Source organism: Cyclobacterium lianum (assembly GCF_900143075.1).
GTDB classification, from domain to species: domain Bacteria; phylum Bacteroidota; class Bacteroidia; order Cytophagales; family Cyclobacteriaceae; genus Cyclobacterium; species Cyclobacterium lianum.
On the sequence record NZ_FRCY01000013.1, the window covers coordinates 111,094 to 130,033 of the forward strand.

General features: G+C 46.6%; 13 protein-coding genes. 8 read left to right on the forward strand and 5 right to left on the reverse strand.

The genetic code is table 11. The annotated features are described in order from the left end of the window. Positions 1 to 37 precede the first annotated feature (37 nt). Complete coding sequence (locus BUB19_RS18165) at positions 38 to 3,457, forward strand: SusC/RagA family TonB-linked outer membrane protein (protein WP_073096420.1); 3,420 nt, start codon at positions 38 to 40, stop codon at positions 3,455 to 3,457. A 20-nt stretch (positions 3,458 to 3,477) separates the two neighbouring features. Beyond that, positions 3,478 to 5,166: a SusD/RagB family nutrient-binding outer membrane lipoprotein gene (locus BUB19_RS18170; protein ID WP_084097456.1), complete on the forward strand. Its 1,689-nt coding sequence runs from the start codon at positions 3,478 to 3,480 to the stop codon at positions 5,164 to 5,166. Between the two features lie 391 nt (positions 5,167 to 5,557). Here the strand turns inward: BUB19_RS18170 and BUB19_RS18175 are convergent, their stop codons facing one another. The 4 genes from BUB19_RS18175 to BUB19_RS18190 form a co-directional block, all read right to left on the reverse strand. Continuing rightward, positions 5,558 to 6,853 (reverse strand): hypothetical protein, encoded by a 1,296-nt coding sequence (locus BUB19_RS18175; RefSeq protein ID WP_073096424.1) that lies wholly within the window; start codon positions 6,851 to 6,853, stop codon positions 5,558 to 5,560. Between the two features lie 90 nt (positions 6,854 to 6,943). After that, the gene (locus BUB19_RS18180) at positions 6,944 to 8,107 is read right to left on the reverse strand and encodes a DNA-binding transcriptional regulator (RefSeq protein ID WP_073096426.1); all 1,164 of its coding nucleotides are present in this window, start codon (positions 8,105 to 8,107) and stop codon (positions 6,944 to 6,946) included. A 3-nt stretch (positions 8,108 to 8,110) separates the two neighbouring features. Further along, complete coding sequence (locus BUB19_RS18185; protein ID WP_073096428.1) at positions 8,111 to 9,358, reverse strand: MFS transporter; 1,248 nt, start codon at positions 9,356 to 9,358, stop codon at positions 8,111 to 8,113. A 123-nt stretch (positions 9,359 to 9,481) separates the two neighbouring features. Continuing rightward, positions 9,482 to 10,345, reverse strand: a complete 864-nt coding sequence (locus BUB19_RS18190; RefSeq protein WP_073096430.1) for an ROK family protein — start codon at positions 10,343 to 10,345, stop codon at positions 9,482 to 9,484. 702 nt (positions 10,346 to 11,047) lie between these two features. On the opposite strand from BUB19_RS18190, the gene BUB19_RS18200 reads away from it, so the two are divergent. The 6 genes from BUB19_RS18200 (at position 11,048) to BUB19_RS18225 (ending at position 18,603) form a co-directional block, all read left to right on the forward strand. After that, positions 11,048 to 12,151, forward strand: coding sequence for a sialidase family protein (locus BUB19_RS18200; RefSeq protein ID WP_143156090.1), 1,104 nt, complete (start codon positions 11,048 to 11,050; stop codon positions 12,149 to 12,151). 9 nt (positions 12,152 to 12,160) lie between these two features. After that, entirely contained in the window at positions 12,161 to 13,216 is a 1,056-nt protein-coding gene (locus BUB19_RS18205) for a polysaccharide deacetylase family protein (RefSeq protein ID WP_073096494.1), read from the forward strand. Then, positions 13,213 to 14,400, forward strand: coding sequence for a sialidase family protein (locus BUB19_RS18210; RefSeq protein ID WP_073096434.1), 1,188 nt, complete (start codon positions 13,213 to 13,215; stop codon positions 14,398 to 14,400). Before BUB19_RS18205 ends, BUB19_RS18210 begins: the two co-directional genes overlap by 4 nt. A gap of 300 nt (positions 14,401 to 14,700) precedes the next feature. Next, on the forward strand, positions 14,701 to 16,938 hold the full coding sequence (locus tag BUB19_RS18215; protein WP_073096436.1) for a ligand-binding sensor domain-containing protein: 2,238 nt from the start codon (positions 14,701 to 14,703) through the stop codon (positions 16,936 to 16,938). 8 nt (positions 16,939 to 16,946) lie between these two features. Further along, positions 16,947 to 17,756, forward strand: coding sequence for an HpcH/HpaI aldolase family protein (locus tag BUB19_RS18220; protein WP_073096438.1), 810 nt, complete (start codon positions 16,947 to 16,949; stop codon positions 17,754 to 17,756). A gap of 37 nt (positions 17,757 to 17,793) precedes the next feature. Beyond that, positions 17,794 to 18,603, forward strand: a complete 810-nt coding sequence (locus BUB19_RS18225; protein WP_073096440.1) for an N-acetylmuramic acid 6-phosphate etherase — start codon at positions 17,794 to 17,796, stop codon at positions 18,601 to 18,603. A gap of 52 nt (positions 18,604 to 18,655) precedes the next feature. On the opposite strand, the gene atpC is transcribed toward BUB19_RS18225, so the two are convergent. Next, entirely contained in the window at positions 18,656 to 18,901 is a 246-nt protein-coding gene (atpC, locus tag BUB19_RS18230) for an ATP synthase F1 subunit epsilon (RefSeq protein ID WP_073096442.1), read from the reverse strand. Positions 18,902 to 18,940 lie beyond the last annotated feature (39 nt).

Consider the following 18,940-nt stretch of genomic DNA (forward strand, 5'->3'; position numbering starts at 1 on the left):
AGCTAAATAGTAAAACTGCAAATCAATCTAATGAGTTATGAAAAAACGGAGTACTAAAAAAATGTTGAAGTGGATGGTACCACTTCTCTCGGTTGGACTGTTTTCTACCGGCAGCTTGCTGGCAGAAGTCCACGGTCCTTCGGTAGCTTCTCCAGGGAGTACGGAACTTACTTCCGGCACCATGGAAGATGCCATCGCAGTTACAATACGAGGAACCGTCACTTCACAGGAAGACAACTCAGGTCTACCCGGGGTGACGGTGCTGGAAAAGGGAACCAATAATGGTACTGTTACGGATATTGATGGTGCGTACACCATTGATGTGGCCGGGCCCAATTCGGTTTTGGTTTTTTCTTATGTAGGATTCGAAAACCAGGAAATCACAGTAGGCAACAGAACCACAGTGAATGTGGTCTTGCAGGAGACCATGGCTGCCATGTCTGAGGTGGTTGTGACAGCGCTAGGTATAGAACGGGATCAGCGTTCGCTTGGCTATGATGTCTCCAGTGTGGAAGCGGAAGACCTCACGCAGGTTACCCAGGAGAATGTGCTGAGCTCTCTGGCAGGACGGATGCCTGGAGTGACCATCAACCAAACCAGTGGTCCGGGTTCCTCTATGAGCATGGTCATCCGGGGTGCAACCTCCCTGACTACCGACAACCAGCCACTGTTTGTAGTAGATGGAGTACCCATGTCGAACTCTCTGAATAACATCTCCCAGAATGGAGATGGCAATCAGGTGGATTATGGCAATGCCATATCCGATATCAACCCAGATGACATCGCGAACATCAGCGTGCTGAAAGGTCCCAGTGCTGCGGCCCTGTACGGTACCAGGGCAGGTAATGGGGTAGTTCTGATCACTACCAAATCAGGTAAGAAGAGCAAAAGTATGGGGGTATCTTTTTCGACCAGTAATGTTTTCGAAAGGCCGACCCGCTTGCTGGATTTTCATTATCGCTATGCAAATGGTAACAGGGAAGGTGTTTTTAACGAAGGATCGGCCTACTGGGGCGGACCGGAGCTGGATGTGGGGAATACTGCGATCCAGTGGAACAGCCCGGTAGACGAAAATGGAAACCGGGTTCCTACCGAACTGCGGTCCTATCCGAATGCCATGAAAGATTTTATGCAGACCGGAGTGACTTCTACCAACAACCTGGCCGTGAGTGGAGGAAATGACGACGCCACCTACCGGGTTTCCTATTCCAATATGCTGCATAAGGGGATGATACCCAACTCGGACTTATTCAGAAATAATATTTCTACTTCCGTTACTTACAAAATGCTGGAAAAACTGACCTTCAGTTCTAATTTCAACTACAGCAACAGCATGTCCAATGACCGGCCGAGTACAGGAGACCGGCGCGCGAACCCACTGGAAGCCGTCTACAATTCATCCTATGTAAACTATGAGGAAATGCGAAACATATGGGTGGAAGGCCAGGAAGGAATTCAGCAAATCCGGACGACTGCTGGAGACAATCCTTATTTCATCGCCTATGGAATAGAAAATGCGTTCAGACGGGACCGTATATTCGGCAATGCGTCTTTGGATTACAAATTCAATGATAATTTCAATATTACGGCCAGATATTCCCTCGACAGGTCAAATGAAAACCGGGAAACCAAAATCCCTTTCAGCTACAGCCGAATGGCAAGAGGTGGCTACTACACCACCGATCTGCTCACACAAGAGTCTAATGCCGATATCCTGGCCAGCTACAAGCAGGATTTTGGAAACCTGGACTTCAATGCTTCCGCTGGGGGGAACATCATGACCCGTTTTGGCTCCAGCAACAGTGTAGGTGTAGGGGGCAACGGCAACAATGGTCTGGTGGTACCGGGGATTTATAATGTACAAAACATCCCTGCAGATAACCGGTCTGTTAATTCCAGCTATTTCAAGCGTTCTATCTACAGCATTTATGGTTTGGCTTCCTTCGGCTATGCGGACCAATTGTATCTGGATCTGACAGCCAGAAATGACTGGTCATCTACGCTTCCTGCAGCAAACCGTTCCTATTTTTATCCCTCGGCATCGCTGAGCTGGTTGGCCAATTACACCTTTAATTTGCCGGAAAATGTGGACATGCTGAAGGGACGAATTGGTTGGGCACAGGTAGGTAATGATACCGATCCATATCGCCTCGTCCAAAACCTGAGTACCGGGCTCTACAACAATATCAATACGGCGGCCATGCCATCCGGATTACTGAACCCGGACCTGAAGCCTGAGCAGGCGACTTCGATAGAAGCAGGGATCGATTTGAACATGTTCCAGAATAGACTGCGTTTTACCGGTACCTATTATACGGTAGATAACAGAAACCAGATCTTTGCCGTAAACCTTCCCCGTTCATCCGGATTCAGCAGCAGGCTGATCAATGCGGGATTGATCCGGAGTAGAGGGTTGGAATTTACTCTGGGAGGTACACCTGTCAGTAGGAATGGTTGGAACTGGGATATCAACTTAAACTGGAGTAGAAACCGAACCAGAGTAGTGGAGCTGAGCGATAATCTGGACCGAATCATCCTTTGGGGTGAAAATGATGCGGGGGCGATCACATTCCTGGGAGAAAACATAGGTGACATGTACAGTTCGGGTTTTGCTCAGGTAGAGGATCCTAATTCTCCTTACTATAGATGGCCTATTTTGACCAGCACGGGATCCTGGCAAGCCTTCCGCGGTGTTGATGAAGAGCTTCGCAAAGTTGGTAACTTTAATCCCGATTTTATTCTTGGAGGGCAAACCAGCCTGAGCTACAAGCGGTTTGTATTGAATGCCAGCCTGGACTGGAGAAGCGGTGGTGAGTTCATGTCCTTTACATACCGATATGGAGAGTCCGACTGGAAATCTCAGCGCCAATTAGATAATCTTATTCCTGGTGGCCTGTATTCCGATGCGGAGCTCGTGGAACTGTTGAAATCAGATCCTGAAAAGTATATTATTCCCAGGCCTGGTAATTTTCCAAGAGTAGGTGGTCATACCGCAGAAACCGGTGGTTTCCCGGTTGATGAAAATGGTAATGATGGGGCATTTGTACCGGGCGTGATCCAAACCGCAGGTGCAGATACTCCCGATGATTACAGTGACGACGTGTACGAGGAGCATTTGGGTGGCCCCGAGACCAATATTTATCCCATTACCAATACCTATGCCTGGAGATTTAACGAGCAGGTTACATTTGATGCCTCCTTTATCAAGCTGCGGGAGTTGTCCCTCGGATACAGAATTCCTGATTTTGGTGCATTCCGGAATGCCACCTTCGCCATATACACGCGAAACATCATGCTGTGGACCAAGGCCGATATAGGAATAGACCCGGAAAGAGCCTTCTGGGCCGGTGGAGGTAGCCAGGGAGATACCTCTTCCCAATTCCGCCAGGGGATAGAAAGACAGAATGTGATGCCCTGGAGTGTCCCGGTAGGGTTCAAACTTAATTTTAATTTGTAAATTAATTCAATATACAAATCATGAAGCATTTATTTGATTTTCGACAAATAGCTTTGTTCGTATTCGGATTGGTCTTATTCGCTGGTTGTGACGAGAAACTGGACGAAATGAATATCAATCCCTACGGAATAGAGCCCTCCAATGCCAATCCGAATTTGTTGATGCCAACAGTGTTGTCATCCGCAGCCCAGGACTACGTAGGTCTTGGGTATAACGATCTGGCAGGAGCCGTACAGCATACACAGAAGAATGGCTGGTACTCCGGACACAATTATTATGATTGGACCAACAAGAACTGGACCGGCTGGTACGACATATTGCGTACCAATGAGCTGATGATCCGAAGGGGAGAGGACCTGGAGAATGAATTTTTTCAGGGTATAGGGCTAACCATGAAATCCTTTGTCTTCGGCAATATCGCTGACCTTTGGGGCGATGCGCCTTACACGGATGCACTCAAAGGAGATCAGGGAGGCGAGGAATTTCAATATCCTCAATTTGACAGCCAGGAAGTGATCTATGATGGGGTCATTTCTGACCTGCAGCAGGCGGTCCAGATCCTCGGATCGGCTTCTTCAGATGGAGTGACCAGTGGCAATGACCTGTACTATGGTGGCAATACTCAAAACTGGCAAAGATTTGCCAATTCTCTCCTGTTGAGGTACTATATGCGCCTGTCGGAGAAGAAGCCAGACGTGGCAAGAGCGGGGGTAGAGGCCATCTATAGTAGCGGCATCTATATCGAAGACCCCTCACAGGATGCAACATTGGATTACACCGGAGGAGCAAATGACCAATGGCTGTCAAGGCACGTTCGTCTGAACCCTGACGATTTTCAACGGTATCAGGCCTGTCAGACCTTTATCGATCAGTTGACCGGTACCAATGATCCCCGATTACCGGTTTGGTTTGATTCGGTAAGGGTGCAATGGGTCGCGGACGAATCGCTTGATGTGGCAGCGGAAGAGTTTATCCGGGCCAATGGAGAGCCTCTGTCTGTGGAAACCTATCCCTACGATGATTTTGTTGAACTGTATTCGGATGTGAAATTCACCAGGCATTACAACCCAAATCTGGCAGATTACAACGACGATCTGTATGTGGGACTACCTCCGGCAATCACCGTGCCCGAATCGTATAATGGCAATCCTTCCCCCGGTCAGGGAACGCAAAATCAACATGTCTCTCAGCTTGCGCATATCTACAGTACCGAAGGTTCTCCGGGTGACATACTTAAGGCCAGAATCATTTCAGCGGCTGAAGTGAGCTTCATATTCGCAGAAGCGGCACTTAAGGGATGGAATGTAGGCGATGCCGAAGCCCATTACAACAGGGCTATCGAACAGTCACTGGAGACCTGGAACAGGGCTGATGCCTATGAGGATTTTATCAGTCAGCCTGAAGTCAGTTTCAACAATACTCTTGAGCAAATCATGGAACAAAAATGGGTAGCGAGCTGGACTGCAGCTGCAGAATCTTATGCTGATTTCCGCAGAACTGGATTCCCGGACCTGGAGGCCGGACCACTTTCTCCGCAGCCTGAAGTTGCTATCAGATTCCAATACGGAAACGATGAATACAACAACAACTCGGCCAGCATACAGGCTGCACTGGATGGATTAGAGGTAACCCAGTATTCCGGAAACTTCGGTGCGGACAGCCAATGGTCTAAGCCATGGTTGTATCAGGGCACCAATGTTCCGTTCTAAGGTTTAATTTAATTTTTTCCCAATCACAAAAAAGGTTCTTCGCCCCGGATTTGGGCGGAGGACCTTTTTTATTTAAAAAAATATAAATTTGATATGCCATTCCTGAAACACCGGAGTATTAGATTCTCGTTCATTAATCCAAAAAACTTATGATTGGGCAGTATGAAATTCTAAAGGCTGCCCTTTTTATTCCGGGAAGGGATGTCTTTTTTCTTTTGGAAAACTTTTAATCGAAAAAACTAACTTTATGATTGTCCACAGGGAGCCAATCAACAAGCTTACTATCCTAACCTACCGAATCAAAGCTCGGAAGAGGCAAATTGAACTGATCAACATCCGTTCTTCCAGACAAAAGCCAACGAATCGATAATAACTGTTTCTCGAACAAATCCTACCATTCAAACCGCCTATTCATTCCCGGCATCTCCCCATGACTGCTAATGGCAATCAGGCTGATCAAGCCAATAAATACCAATACACCCAATACGATCAGGGTCCATTTTTTTGGATGGGCATTTCTGCTTGTAAAAGTGGGTACTGCCTTTGGAATCAGTGCCAGAATAACGGCAAAATTCAGGATGTATAAGAATTGTTCGATCCGGTAAAAACTGAGAAAAGATCCGGTAATCAGAATCGTAAAAATGATGTATACGGCAAAATAGGTAATATAAATTCCATGTACTTCCCCAAAGCTCAGCCCCTGATTGAGCTTGTTTTTTTTGTTGGAAAGGAGGTAGATCCAGAAAATCGCCGGAACAAGGAAAGCCACAAAGGCTACGGATTGGGCCATGCTGATCCAGATGCCGGGGTCACTGATTAACTTGCCAAAGGTAGGCTCCAGATCTTTTTCCACAAAGGATTGCTGCCAGACTATAAAGGGTATCAGCAATAGAAATCCCACCATGGGGATGCTGAGGTTTCGGAAGGTATATTGGCTTGTGGGTTTTTCCTGGGGCCAGGGAGATGTATAAGCCCCGTAAGCCATACCCAGTCCGCCAAAGAAACCGAGTGAATATTCCATCACATTCCACATATTGAAGGGCACCTGGGCGACATTGCCCAATACCTGGAGGAAATTGCCGAAGGCGAATCCAAAACCTCCACCTATACCAGCAAAAACCGCTACCCTCATGGCACTGTATTGTTTTTTTCTGGCCAGGTAGTACATCATAGCAATTCCGATCCCTGCACATACTCCCCAGGCCTCAGACCTTGGTGGAGTCATGGCAATGCCTAATTGCTCAATGACAAAGTAATAAAAAATTACTCCTCCGGTGGTCATTTCAATGATGACCTGATGCCATTTGACCTTTTTTTCCGGGTGGTCTGCAAGGACCAGTCCAAAGAGTCCTCCTCCTATCAAACCATAAAGCCCTCCAATGACAAACAGCATGGCCAGACCATAGTAGACATTTACAAAGTCCACACCCCTTCCATAGCCTACCACGGCGCCATAGCTCATCATGCCTCCCAGGCCCCATCCTACAGCTCCTGCAAATGCGGCTTTCATCGCCTTGTTGTACCAACTTTGGTTTCTGGAGAGTACGATGATACAAAGACTACCGATGCCCCCTGCCCATGCAGCTCCCTGTTCATGCCCAAACTGCCCCCGGATGGCCCAGGCAGTACCCAATGCCATTCCCGCGATTATCATGGAAAGGAGGGTGGTATTATTTAGCTTTTTCATTTGTTAGTAATACCCATGAGGAGGTGTTTGTACTACTCAGATTTGCAGCATTTATTGATGGGGAAAAGTAACCTATTCCCGAAGGGATGTTTATTTGCCGGCGAGATACCGCTTCCGGTATTCAATCGGATTGCAGCCTTTCACCTGTTTGAACTGCCGGGCAATATTTTTGCTGTCATTTAAACCCAGATCAAGGGCAATTTCAAATACGGTTTGGTCTGTTTCTAAAAGTTTTTGCGTGAATTTTTCTATGCGCAAATTAAAAATGTACTTGTAGATGGGATAGCCTGTGATTTGGTGAAAGCGTTTTTCCAGGCTGCGTCTGGAGAGAGGGACTTGTTTGACTACCTCTTCCACCTGAAGGTTTTTTTCTATGTTTTTGTGGATGTATTTTAGGGTGGAGGCGATATGATCATCGTTGGTTGCATAGATATCGGTAGACTGGCGGGTGATGATCTGTGTAGGCTTTACATGAATATCATAAAACTGGTCTGCACCATTTTGGATCATGTGTTCCATCAATTTGGCCGTATCATACCCCCCCTTTTCTATATCAAGCCCGATACTGGACAAAGGAGGATCTGAAAGTTCACAAAGCATTTCATCATTGTCCACACCCAAAACGGCCACCTCTTCAGGGATTCTTATCCTGTTCTGCTTACCGGCCTCGGTGATGTGCAGCCCCTGATTGTCGTCACAAGTCATCAGAGCTATTGGTTTGGGCAGGGAATTCAGCCACTTGCTCAGAGAATTGCTCTTGTAATACCACAGATCGGTAGAACGGGACTTTCGGTGTTCAAAATAATGGACCTTTGACCCAACAGAGTTGATTTTTTTTTCGAAGCCTTCAGCCCGTTCTCTGGACCACACGATATCATTGAATCCATAAAAAGCAAAATTTTTAAACCCCTTACGCAAAAAATACTCAGCGCCCATTTCGCCGGCCTCATGGTAAGCTCCGGTTATGTTAGGTAGCTCGCTAAATCTTTCTTTAAAATCCTGTGCAATCACCGGGATTTTTGCATCCAGAATCATTTTGAGATCCATCTCATTGTATAACTGACCGATGATGCCATCTGCTCCCCAATCCTTTGCCCAATCCAGTATTCCTTTTATGCCGATGGTCTCCCGGTAGTACAGGGGCATGCGGCAATAAGTCCAGGGCCCGTGTTCTGCAGAATATTTGGAAATCCCTTTCAATAGGCTTTTACTATATTCCTCAGCAAAATCAAGTAGCAAAATGATTTTATACATGTTCTATCGAAAGATGTCCTTCAGGTTTTTGGTAGCATTGCTCACCAGCGGTTTGGCCCAGATTCCAATGCTCAGGATGTAGCCTAAGGTAATCAGAAGAAATAGCATGGCCAACTTCAGCCCTGTAATTTCAGCAATACCTCCTACGATAAGAGGTACTACTGCTCCTCCGGCAATTCCGGTACAAAGTATGCCGGAAAAGGTCCCATGATGCTGAGGAACGGAATTCAATGCCAGGGAAAATATGATGGACCACATCACGGAAGCAAAAAAACCAGTCAGGGGAAAAGCTATCAACGCCCAGGATACCGGACCAAAAAGGGCCACCAACAAGGCCAGGATCGCACCGGAAGTGAACCCAATCAGAACGGTTCGGCTATCCATAAATTTCAATAGCAGCAAGCCAAGCAGACAGCCAATAGTCAGCAAGCCCCAGAAATAGGAAATTACCGTGGCGCCGGTGGTGGCAGGATCCACACCATGGTAGGTCTGCAAAAATTTTGAAATCCAGTTGGCAATGCCCTGTTCGGTACCTACATAGCAGAATATTCCGAGAAAATAGAGGATCACGATTTTGTTGGAAAGCAGTTCCCTGAATGCCACGGCAATGTCAATTTTTTCATCTTCCTTGAGCTCTACCTTCGGAAACCTGGCCAGATAAACCACGATCACCATGACAAACGCGATGACGGCAAAAACCCAGTACAAAGACACCCATTTGAGGTTTTCGGGAACCATGCCATCCAGAAAGGTAAAGAGCAGGGATGCTTTGCCGGTGTGCATATTCGTCACCAGATAGCTGTAGAGCATGGGACTAAGGAAGGATGCTGCCCCAAACGCCAGTTGTCCCATTACGGAATTAAAAGCAAAGTGCTCTTCACCGCCCGCTGTCCGGAGCAGTGGATTGATAACTACCTGCAGGATGGCCATTCCGATGCCAATGATAAAAAGAGAAGTCAGGGCGACAGCAAATCCCGGAATCAGCGCAAATAAGATGGCGCCCAGAAAAGCAAGTGAGAAAGCGAGCACCAGCATCTTTTTTTCCTTGTATTTTTCTACCAATATACCCGATGGAATGGACATAACGGCGTAGGCCACGAAGAAGGAGAAGGGCAGGAAGCCGGCCAGTCCGATACTTAGGGTAAAGCTATCAATGATGTCCGGAATGATGGGGCCAAGGATATTGGTCAAAAAGGAAATGACAAAAAATATCAACAATATTAACGCTACGATGAGTTTATTTTGATTCATATCATGCTATTTATAGAGTATGAAGTTAATGATAAAAGTTTGAGTGATTACAATCAATTTGTTGGTTCTGATTTTTGTGGACTGAACTGATCACCAGGCAATGAGCCGGTCCGGGAAGCTGGCCTATTTGCGTACTACACCATTGGCATGCTCCAGAGACAGATCCACCAGGGCAGCAGCGCCCAGAAGTGCAATGTCCTCATTTTTGGTTAGGTGAATGTTTAGTTTTTTTATCGATTCTGGGTAAATGAAATCCCCGAAGCTTTGCCGCATACTGGCCTCAAAATAAGGGTAAGCATTGGCTACTGATCCCCCGATTACAATTGCCTCGGGGTCATAGGTATACATGACTACCTGGACGGCTGCACCAAAATGGTGGCCAAAAGCTGCCCACTGATCCAGGGCTTTCGCATCACCTTTTTTCGCTGCGGTAAATGCCTCCAGAGCCGTGGTTTCGTAAAAGGCACTAAAAAAATTTCCGCTCGCATAAAATTCAATATTTTTATCCTTATAGGGGAGAAGTCCGATTTCTCCGGCCCCGCAATTGATGCCCGCATACAGTTTATTTCCGATGATAATCCCTGATCCCAGTCCGGTGCCTATGGACATACCTACCATACAACTATAATTTTTCCCTAAGCCAAATTTGTGTTCGCCGATGGTAAAGCAATTGACATCATTGTTGACAAAAACAGGCAGGTTGAATTCTTCTTCCAGGATATCTTTAAGCGCCACCTTTTCCCAGGAGGGAATATTGGTTACATTATAAACAATGCCTTTTTCCACGTCCACCACCGATGGTACGCCGATACCAATACCATCTACTTTATGCAGGGTAAGAGGTTTGATAAATTGAATCACCTGATCCAATGTGGATCGCAGATCGTCTTTTTCCTTTAAGAGGGCTCTTGTTTTGTGGATGATCTTCCCGTCTTTTTCTATGCCAACCTGGATTTTCGTACCACCTAAATCTATTCCTATGTTCATTGCGCTAATACAGGTGAGTTTTATAAAAAATTAAATAACAAATATACCTTAATTTAAATATTTTACCAATTTACCTCAAGCCGATCTGGTGTCAACGTCTGACTATAACTGTTTGATAATCAAAAATCAATGACAATGACAGGCTTTCCTTTTTAGCTGTTATACTTTGAATTCTGGCAATGTACTATCGGACAGGAGTCTTTTCTAATGGTTCAAATCAGAATCGAGAGGTGATTCACAGAAACGATTTTCTCCTTCCCAGGGGCAGAGGGGTTTGCATCATTTCGTTTGGAATAAATGCAATCCTTTTTCATATTGTTTCCGATTTAGAAAAAGCGGTAAAACCAGAAGGTCATGAAAAGGGGGGATTTCTTCAGTAAAGGGATGTTGACCTCCATGGGTTTGGGACAGTAAAAAATTATACAGGATAAATGATGGTCTTTTCTGTTTTTACAACAGTAATTTATCTAGTCATACCAATTCGCTTGAAAAACAGATAGAGATTAAATTAGTAAAGAACTACTTGATAATTATTGGGTAAAAGTGGGATTCATTATCCGGTATGGCCTTATCCTCGCCATCATCTGAAGCCTTTCAAACGTTAATTCTAAAAACGGTAAAAAAAGCATCAGTTGGATTTCGGTAGCGGAGTAAGGTTTTCTGCGGTATAGTTTTCAGGTGGGTCCCCGCACAGATTAAAAAATGATGAAAAAGAAAAAACTTGTTTGGACAATAGGATTTGTACTTGTGGTATTGTTGCATTCGTGCAACCAGGGGAATACAGATGTGAAAAATAGGCATACCGACAAAGAACCGGACGGGATAGAAATCAGCACCGTTGCGTATGAACATGTATTTGGCGATGACCGGCCCTTTCCGCAGTGCCACGCGTCTACCATTGTGGGGCTTGGTGATGGGACGTACCTGATGGCCTGGTTTGCAGGATCTCATGAAAAAAACGATGATGTGGGAATCTGGACAGCAAAGGGGTCTCCCGGTGACTGGTCAGCACCCAAATTGCTGGTAAAGGTGAGGAATGACCCCCATTGGAATCCGGTGCTGTTTAATGCTCCGGATGGGAAGGTATATCTCTATTTTAAGGTAGGAAAGGAAATTGATTACTGGGAAACCTGGGTACAGCACACCGAGGATGGAGGAGACAGCTGGTCGGAGGCTGTCGAGCTGGTACCGGGGGATAAAGGCGGTCGTGGGCCTGTAAGAAATCACATGCTGGTATTGTCTGACGGTACCTGGCTTGCTCCGGCCTCTGATGAGAAAAATAAGGTATGGACGGTTTTCGTAGACCGCTCAGAGGATGGCGGAAAAACCTGGGAGGCCACCGAAAAACTGGAAATGGACCGTAATGTAATTGAAGGGGAAGGGGTGATCCAGCCCGCGCTTTGGGAGTCAAAACCCGGGCATGTACACATGCTGATGCGGAGCAGCTCCGGAAAAATCTGCCGGGCAGACTCGGAGGACTATGGAAAAACCTGGTCGGCTGTAGAAGAAACCTCTCTTCCGAACAATAATAGCGGAATCGACGTGGCCCATTTGGGTGCGGAGAAGCTGGCAGTGATTTACAATCCGGTTTCTGAGAATTGGGGAGACAGGTTTCCGATTTCTGTAGCCGTTTCCACAGACAATGGGCATACCTGGAGTCAAAGGTTTGACATAGAAAAGGGCGAGGGAGAATCAGATGAACTCTCCTATCCCGCCATGTTTTACGAAGACGGGCATTTGGTAGCTTGCTATACCTGGAACAGGGAGAGAGTCGCATTCTGGAAGGGCAAAATCGAAGGAATTTAATTGGCAGATATGGCTTTGAAAGTTAATGTAATCCTGGGCTTTTACTTATTGTTAATGGCGCTTACTGCCGTCGCGCGTCAGGAAGCTACCTATGCCGAAAAATTGGGCTTTCCTACCGGGGCAAGGGTGGTGATATTTCATGTTGACGATGCAGGGATGTCCTATGAATCCAACGAGGGGACGATCAGGTCGATAGAAAACGGAGTGGCCACCTCCTGCAGTATCATGATGCCATGCCCCTGGGCGGCCAGTTTTATCAGACATGCGCTGCAGGAGCCCATGGACGCAGGTATTCACCTCACACTGACTTCTGAATGGAGTGATTATCGCTGGCATCCTGTTTCGGGGAAAGAGGCAGTTCCCGGGCTGGTCGATCCGGAGGGCGCTTTTTGGCCATCGGTAAATGAGGTGGTGCGACACGCCTCTGCCGATGAGGTGGAAGTCGAAATACGAGCCCAGATCGACAGGGCACTGGCCATGGGTTTGAAGCCGACACACCTGGACAGTCATATGGGTACCTTGTTTTACCATCCTCCCTTTTTGGAACGATACATTAAAGTAGGCGTGGACTATGGCATACCTGTCATGTTTCCCGGAGGCAACAATAAGCTTTTGGAACAGTCTATGAATGACAATATGATCAAGGCATTGAAAAAGGAAGGGAAATACAGTGAAGGTATGGAGCTGCCCCGCAATGAAATGCTGGAAAAGTCGGCAGCGATCGGTAAGCAGATCTGGACCGCCGGTCTTCCAGTATTGGACGATTTACACAGTGTGAGCGGAAATTGGAAACCGGACGGAAATCCGGATGATAAAGCCTGGGGCAAATTTAAAGTGGCACAGTTTAAGGCTGTGCTGAGGGAAATGGAGCCCGGACTTGCCATGATCATTGTGCACAGCAATGGAGATCGTAAAACTTTTGACCGGATCAGTTCTTCGGGAGGATCGAGGTACGCGGATATGTTGGCAATGACCGATCCGGAATTGGAAAAATTTATCGCTGAGGAGGGAATTTTACTGACGACCTGGCAGGAAGTAATGGAAAGAAGAAAGAGAATCAAATGAAGATACCATCATTATGTCTGTTACTGACGTTTCTGGGATTGACTGCCTTTGGACAATACATCCCCAGAGATAAGGTAATTGTGGACGAGCAACTGATATTTCCGCTTCAGAAAAATCATGTTCATGGCAGCAGCATTGTAGCCCTTCCCAACGGTGATTTGCTCGCCGCATGGTTTGAAGGATCAGGAGAAAGAACTGCCGATGATGTACGGATCATGGGGGCAAGATTAAGGCGACGGGAGAGCCAATGGGGAGCTCCTTTTTTGCTGGCCGATACCCCCGGAATACCCGATTGTAATCCGGTAATGTTTCTCAATCAGGAGGGCAAGCTTTTCCTGGTCTGGATAGCGGTACAGGCAAATCGCTGGGAGCAGTCTATTATCAGGTTGCGGACCAGCACGGCCTATGACAATGCAGGCGCCCCCATCTGGAACTGGCAGGATAATATTTTGCTGAAGCCCGGCAGCGAATTTCACGAGGAGGTTGTCAGCAAATTCAGCGAGCTGCCTGAAAATAACTCCGGATGGGCAGAATATGCGCCCAAATACGACGACATGATCATTGAGGCAAGTAAGGATAGCAAAAAAACGAGCATCGGCTGGATGACGAGGATCAAACCACTCGTTTTGCAATCAGGAAGAATGCTCTTGCCGCTTTACTCTGATGGATTTAATCTTTCTATGGTGGCGATTTCTGATGATGATGGCGCAACCTGGACCCCCAGTCTGCCAATAGTAGGAAGAGGCCCTATCCAGCCTGCACTGGCGCAGAGAGAAGATGGTGAAATAATGGCCCTGATGCGGGATAGTGGAGATGCTCCCAACAGGTTGCAAAGAAGCTTTTCGACAGATGAAGGGATGACCTGGTCTGCTGCCGAGAAATCCAGTATTCCCAATACAGCCAGCGTAGAATTATTGACGTTGGACAATGGTCTCTGGGTGTTTTTAGGCAATGATGTGGATGATGGACGATACAAGTTATCCATGTATGTTTCCGATGATGAAGGAAGGACCTGGAGGGGAAAAATTTACCTGGAAGATGAAAAAAAGGGCTTCGGAGGATTTTCCTATCCCTCGCTTATCCAGGATGTAGACGGGATAATCCATGCTACCTATTCCTATCATCTCGAAAATGGTGACAAATCTATTAAATATGTAAAGATTGATCCAAATAATTTTTTCTGAGGATAGTCCTTCCTGCCCCTTCTTCTGTATTACAGGTGAGTAGATTAATTGCCTCTGAAGGGTAGAATTGATTTGACTTTAGTAGTTAGGTTAGGTAAGTTTTGTCCGCTACTGTCTTTCGGGCAGGGCGGACAAATTTATTTTTGACAAACCTGGCGCAGCAGTGAACCCAAAACCCGATGTTGATAATTTGCGAATTTCCTCAAAGGGAGCAGTATTTTCGATGTTTTCTACTCTCTGAAAGGCTTGCCCGGATGTAGCCCCAAATAATGATCTCACCATTAAAATTTTCTTATAAAAATGAAGCAATTACAATTCACATTCCTTTTGTTCCTGGGTTTCGTTTTTGGTTTCACGCAGTTGAAGGCGCAAAAGCTGCCTGTTTCCAGTGCAAAGAAACATTTAGACCTGCCTTTCATACAGGAATTTGCAGTCAGGTATTCACCTGAAGAGCAGCAACAATTTGTCAAAGCTTTTGCCGACAGGAATGGAACGGTTCAGGTTTTGTCCAGGGATGGATTATATCGCCCCCATGCAGGAGACTTTTTGTATCCGGGGGAATTGATTCCGGACAGGACATACCTACCCATGAAAGATAAAGCTGTCAGCAGCATGACGCTGGTTGACGGACAGTTTGTGTACCTGGACGAAAAGGCTGTTTTTAGCAACGCCTGGGCAGGTAGCCTTTACCTGGCGCATGCACTTCCGGCTGCCAGTATTTTTGCCCATGGCGAAGATTTTAATTTTTTGGTGTCAGACGGCAGCGCCCTTCAATTGATCGGAGAAGAAGGATCGTTGTGGCAGGGCAAGCTGGACGGTTCGGAAATTCTGGATATAAAATACGACAGGCACAGAAAGGTTTTTTATTTGCTGTCTGCAAATGAAGTTCTGGTATTTTCACCTGGCCAAAAGTCATTGGAGAAGATGTTTTCCGAAAACAAGCTCACCTGTTTTGAGCTACGCAGTGGAAAAGATAGATTGGCGATTGGCACCCGGGAAGGGTTTTTTGAATGGGATCTCAATACGCGGCAGCGGATAGGCGAGAAAAATACCAGTTTGCCATGGCCGGATTTGACAGCGATCAAAGAGATCAATGGATTACTTTGGTTTGGGTCTGAGATGGGGGCTTTTATGCTTCGCGAGGATGGAAAGTTCAATTATTACTATGGAGAGCGGTGGTTACCTGCCGAAAGAGTAATCCAAATCAGCCAGAAAAACGAAGATGAAATACTGCTGCTGACTGATCAGGGACTGGGGACACTTGTTTTTGATACCTACACGCTGGCAGAGAAAGCTGCAATTTATGACAGACAGGTTCGGGAAAGACATATACGGCATGGCTTCAACGCCAGTCTTGTGGGAATGGAAAAGGGAAATGTGAACTCGGGGAGATTGGGTGACTCGGATAATGACGGTCTTTGGACATCGATGTACCTGGCTGGTGAAGCGTTTCGGTACGCTGTGACCGGCTCTGCAGATGCCTTGCAGCATGTAAGGGAATCGCTGGATGCCATGGAGCGTTTATATACCATCAATCCGGTAGCTGGGTTCCCTTCCCGGTCTTTTGAGCGGAGTGGCTACATAGAGCGGCTCTCAGACCCGGAGCGTTGGCAACACGCTGAAGATCCGGAATGGGACTGGAAGGCCACGACCAGCAGTGATGAGGCCATCGGGCATGTATTTGTGTTTGGCGTTATTGCAGAATTGGTGGAGGATGAGACTATCCGCCATAAAGCGGTCCGGCTTTTGGACGAGCTCATGCAGCATATCGTGGACAACGATTGGTATCTGGTAGATTACGATGGAAAACCTACTACCTGGGGAAGGTGGCATCCGGACTATGTCAATAGCTTTCCCACCATGGTAGGCGACCGGAAATTGAATTCCTCAAACATTGTAGCCATGCTGCAGACCGCCTATCATTTTACCGGGAAGGAAATGTACAAGGAAAAGGCATATGAACTTATGGAAAACCATGGCTATCTGGAAAACCTGATGCGTCCCATGGAGGAGATCGGAAGGGCTAAGGAAGGAAGTGATGAATGGGCTGCCATGCTTTCCCAGTCCTGGAATCATTCTGATGATGAAATGTACTTTTTGGGTTATTGGGGTCTGTACAGGTATGCTTTCACCGATGAATTGAAAGAAAAATACAAAGCTGCCATCGTTGACCATTGGGAGGCCGAACGGCCCGAAAAAGATGGGCTCTGGAACATCTTTACGGCTATGGTGTCTCCGGAGAATTTTGATCTGGAAGAAGCCATTTGGTATTTGGAAGAATACCCGCTGGATCTGATCAACTGGACAGTAAAAAACAGTCACAGAAAGGATATCGAACTGATCGAGGAAAATTTCAGGCGCCAAACCACCCGGGAAGTGCTTCCTCCGGATGAATTACAGATCAGAAGACACAATGCAAACCGCTTCGGGCTGGATGGCGGAAGGGATGGCACGCAGGAAAGTAGCGCAGGAGATATTTGGTTGCTGCCATATTGGATGGGTAGATACCTGGATGCGATCAGCTCACCATTGGAATAATTAACTTTATGGGCTTTTTGCGCAGTATAAGATCCGGAGAATTGGTTTATGGTACCTGCATCACTGCTCACCACCCATTATGGCCGGCCGCAATGCAGCAGGCAGGACTGGATTTTGTCTTCATTGACACAGAGCATATTCCAATATCCAGAAATGAGTTGGCCCATATGTGCCAGGCGAATAGGGGTAGGCATATTTCTCCATTGGTACGGGTGACCAGGCCTGATCATTACCTGGCCTGTCAGGCCATAGATGCCGGAGCCGTAGGTGTAGTAGCTCCCTACATTGAGTCTGTGGAGGAGATCAGGGTTTTGGTGGGTGCTACCAAATACAGACCTTTGAAAGGTCGTAAACTATCAGGGATATTATCTGGAGAAGAGGCCATAGATCCTAAACTGAAGACTTATATTGACCGTTATAATCAGGGAAATATTTGCATAGCGAACATTGAAAGCGTTCCCGCACTCGATAAATTGGACGAATTGTTATCCATAGAAGGACTGGACGCTGTCTTCATTGGTCCGCATGATCTATCTGTAAGTATGGGCATACCGGAAGATTATGATCACCCGGACTTTCAAACTGCCGTTAAACAAATAATCAGGACATGCAAAAAAAACAGTCTCGGGGTAGGCATTCACTTTTCAGAGGGTCCTGAAAGACAGCAAAAGTGGGTGAAAGAAGGTGCAAATATCGTTATTCACAGTTCCGATTTTGCTCTGATTGGGCGCACACTGATTTCAGATATCAACGTGATCAAATCCGTACATGCGGGAGAAAAACCTCAGGATAGGGGTAGCTTTGGGACCATCGTCTGATTACATTTATTTATTTTAATTTTATACCGTTAGTCGCATGAATAGAATTACCGAACAACCTTCTTTATACCGCCACCTGGAGAAGATGTCTGTTGCTGAATTGACAGCCCACATTAACAGGGAAGATAAAAAGGTTGCCATTGCAATTGAAAAAGCACTTCCCCAGCTCAATCTGCTGATAGAAAACATCGTCCAGAAACTACGGGATGGAGGCCGCTTATTTTACCTCGGAGCGGGTAGCGGGGGAAGGTTATCTGTGTTGGACGCGATTGAATTGCCGACCACCTACGGAATCCCCAAAGGAGTAGTAAATGTGATTTTGGCCGGTGGGGTAGATCGGCTCGTCGAGGCCAGAGAGGAAGAAGAAGATAACCTGGAAGCCGGCTGGCAGGCTTTGGAGCGGGAAAATATCTCGAACGCTGATTTCGTACTGGGTATATCGGCAAGTGGCACAACGCCCTTCGTCCTGGCAGCATTAAAGGCCTGCCGGCAGGCGGGTATTCCCACCGGTTGTATCGTCAGCAATCCTGGCACTCCCATAGCAGAGGAAGCAGATTTTCCGGTGGAGGTCATCACCGGTCCGGAATTTGTCACCGGTAGTACTCGTATGAAAGCCGGATCTGCCCAGAAAATGATTTTTGACATGATTTCTACGACGGCCATGATCAGACTGGGCAGGGTAGAGGATAATAAGATGGTAAATGTGCTGCTGATCAATGACAAGATCATAGACCGTGGAGTGAAAATGGTTATGGAAAGGGCAGGCATTGCAGATTACGAAGCGGCAAGAGCGCTGCTTATGGAAAAGGGTTCAGTAAAAAATGTATTGACTTTCCTGAGGAAATAAAAAAGGGTTCCGAAATTTTTCGGAACCCTTATTCTATGTTGCTGTCTGCCGGTCAGGCAATCACCTTTTCGGCCAGTACAATGATTTTATTGTCATTTACCTCTACTACTCCTCCCTCAACTACCAGGGATTTGCGCCCACTGGAAGTAGTATAGGAAACAGCCCCTTTATCCAATGCGGATATGATGGCAGCGTGGTTGTTCAATACTTGAAAAGAACCGTTTGCTCCAGGAAAGGTAGCTTCTGACACTTCTCCTTCAAATACTTTTTTGTCCGGGGTAATGATCTCTAAATGCATTTTTTCTATTTGTGATGAGCAGGTTACCTGCCCCTCATT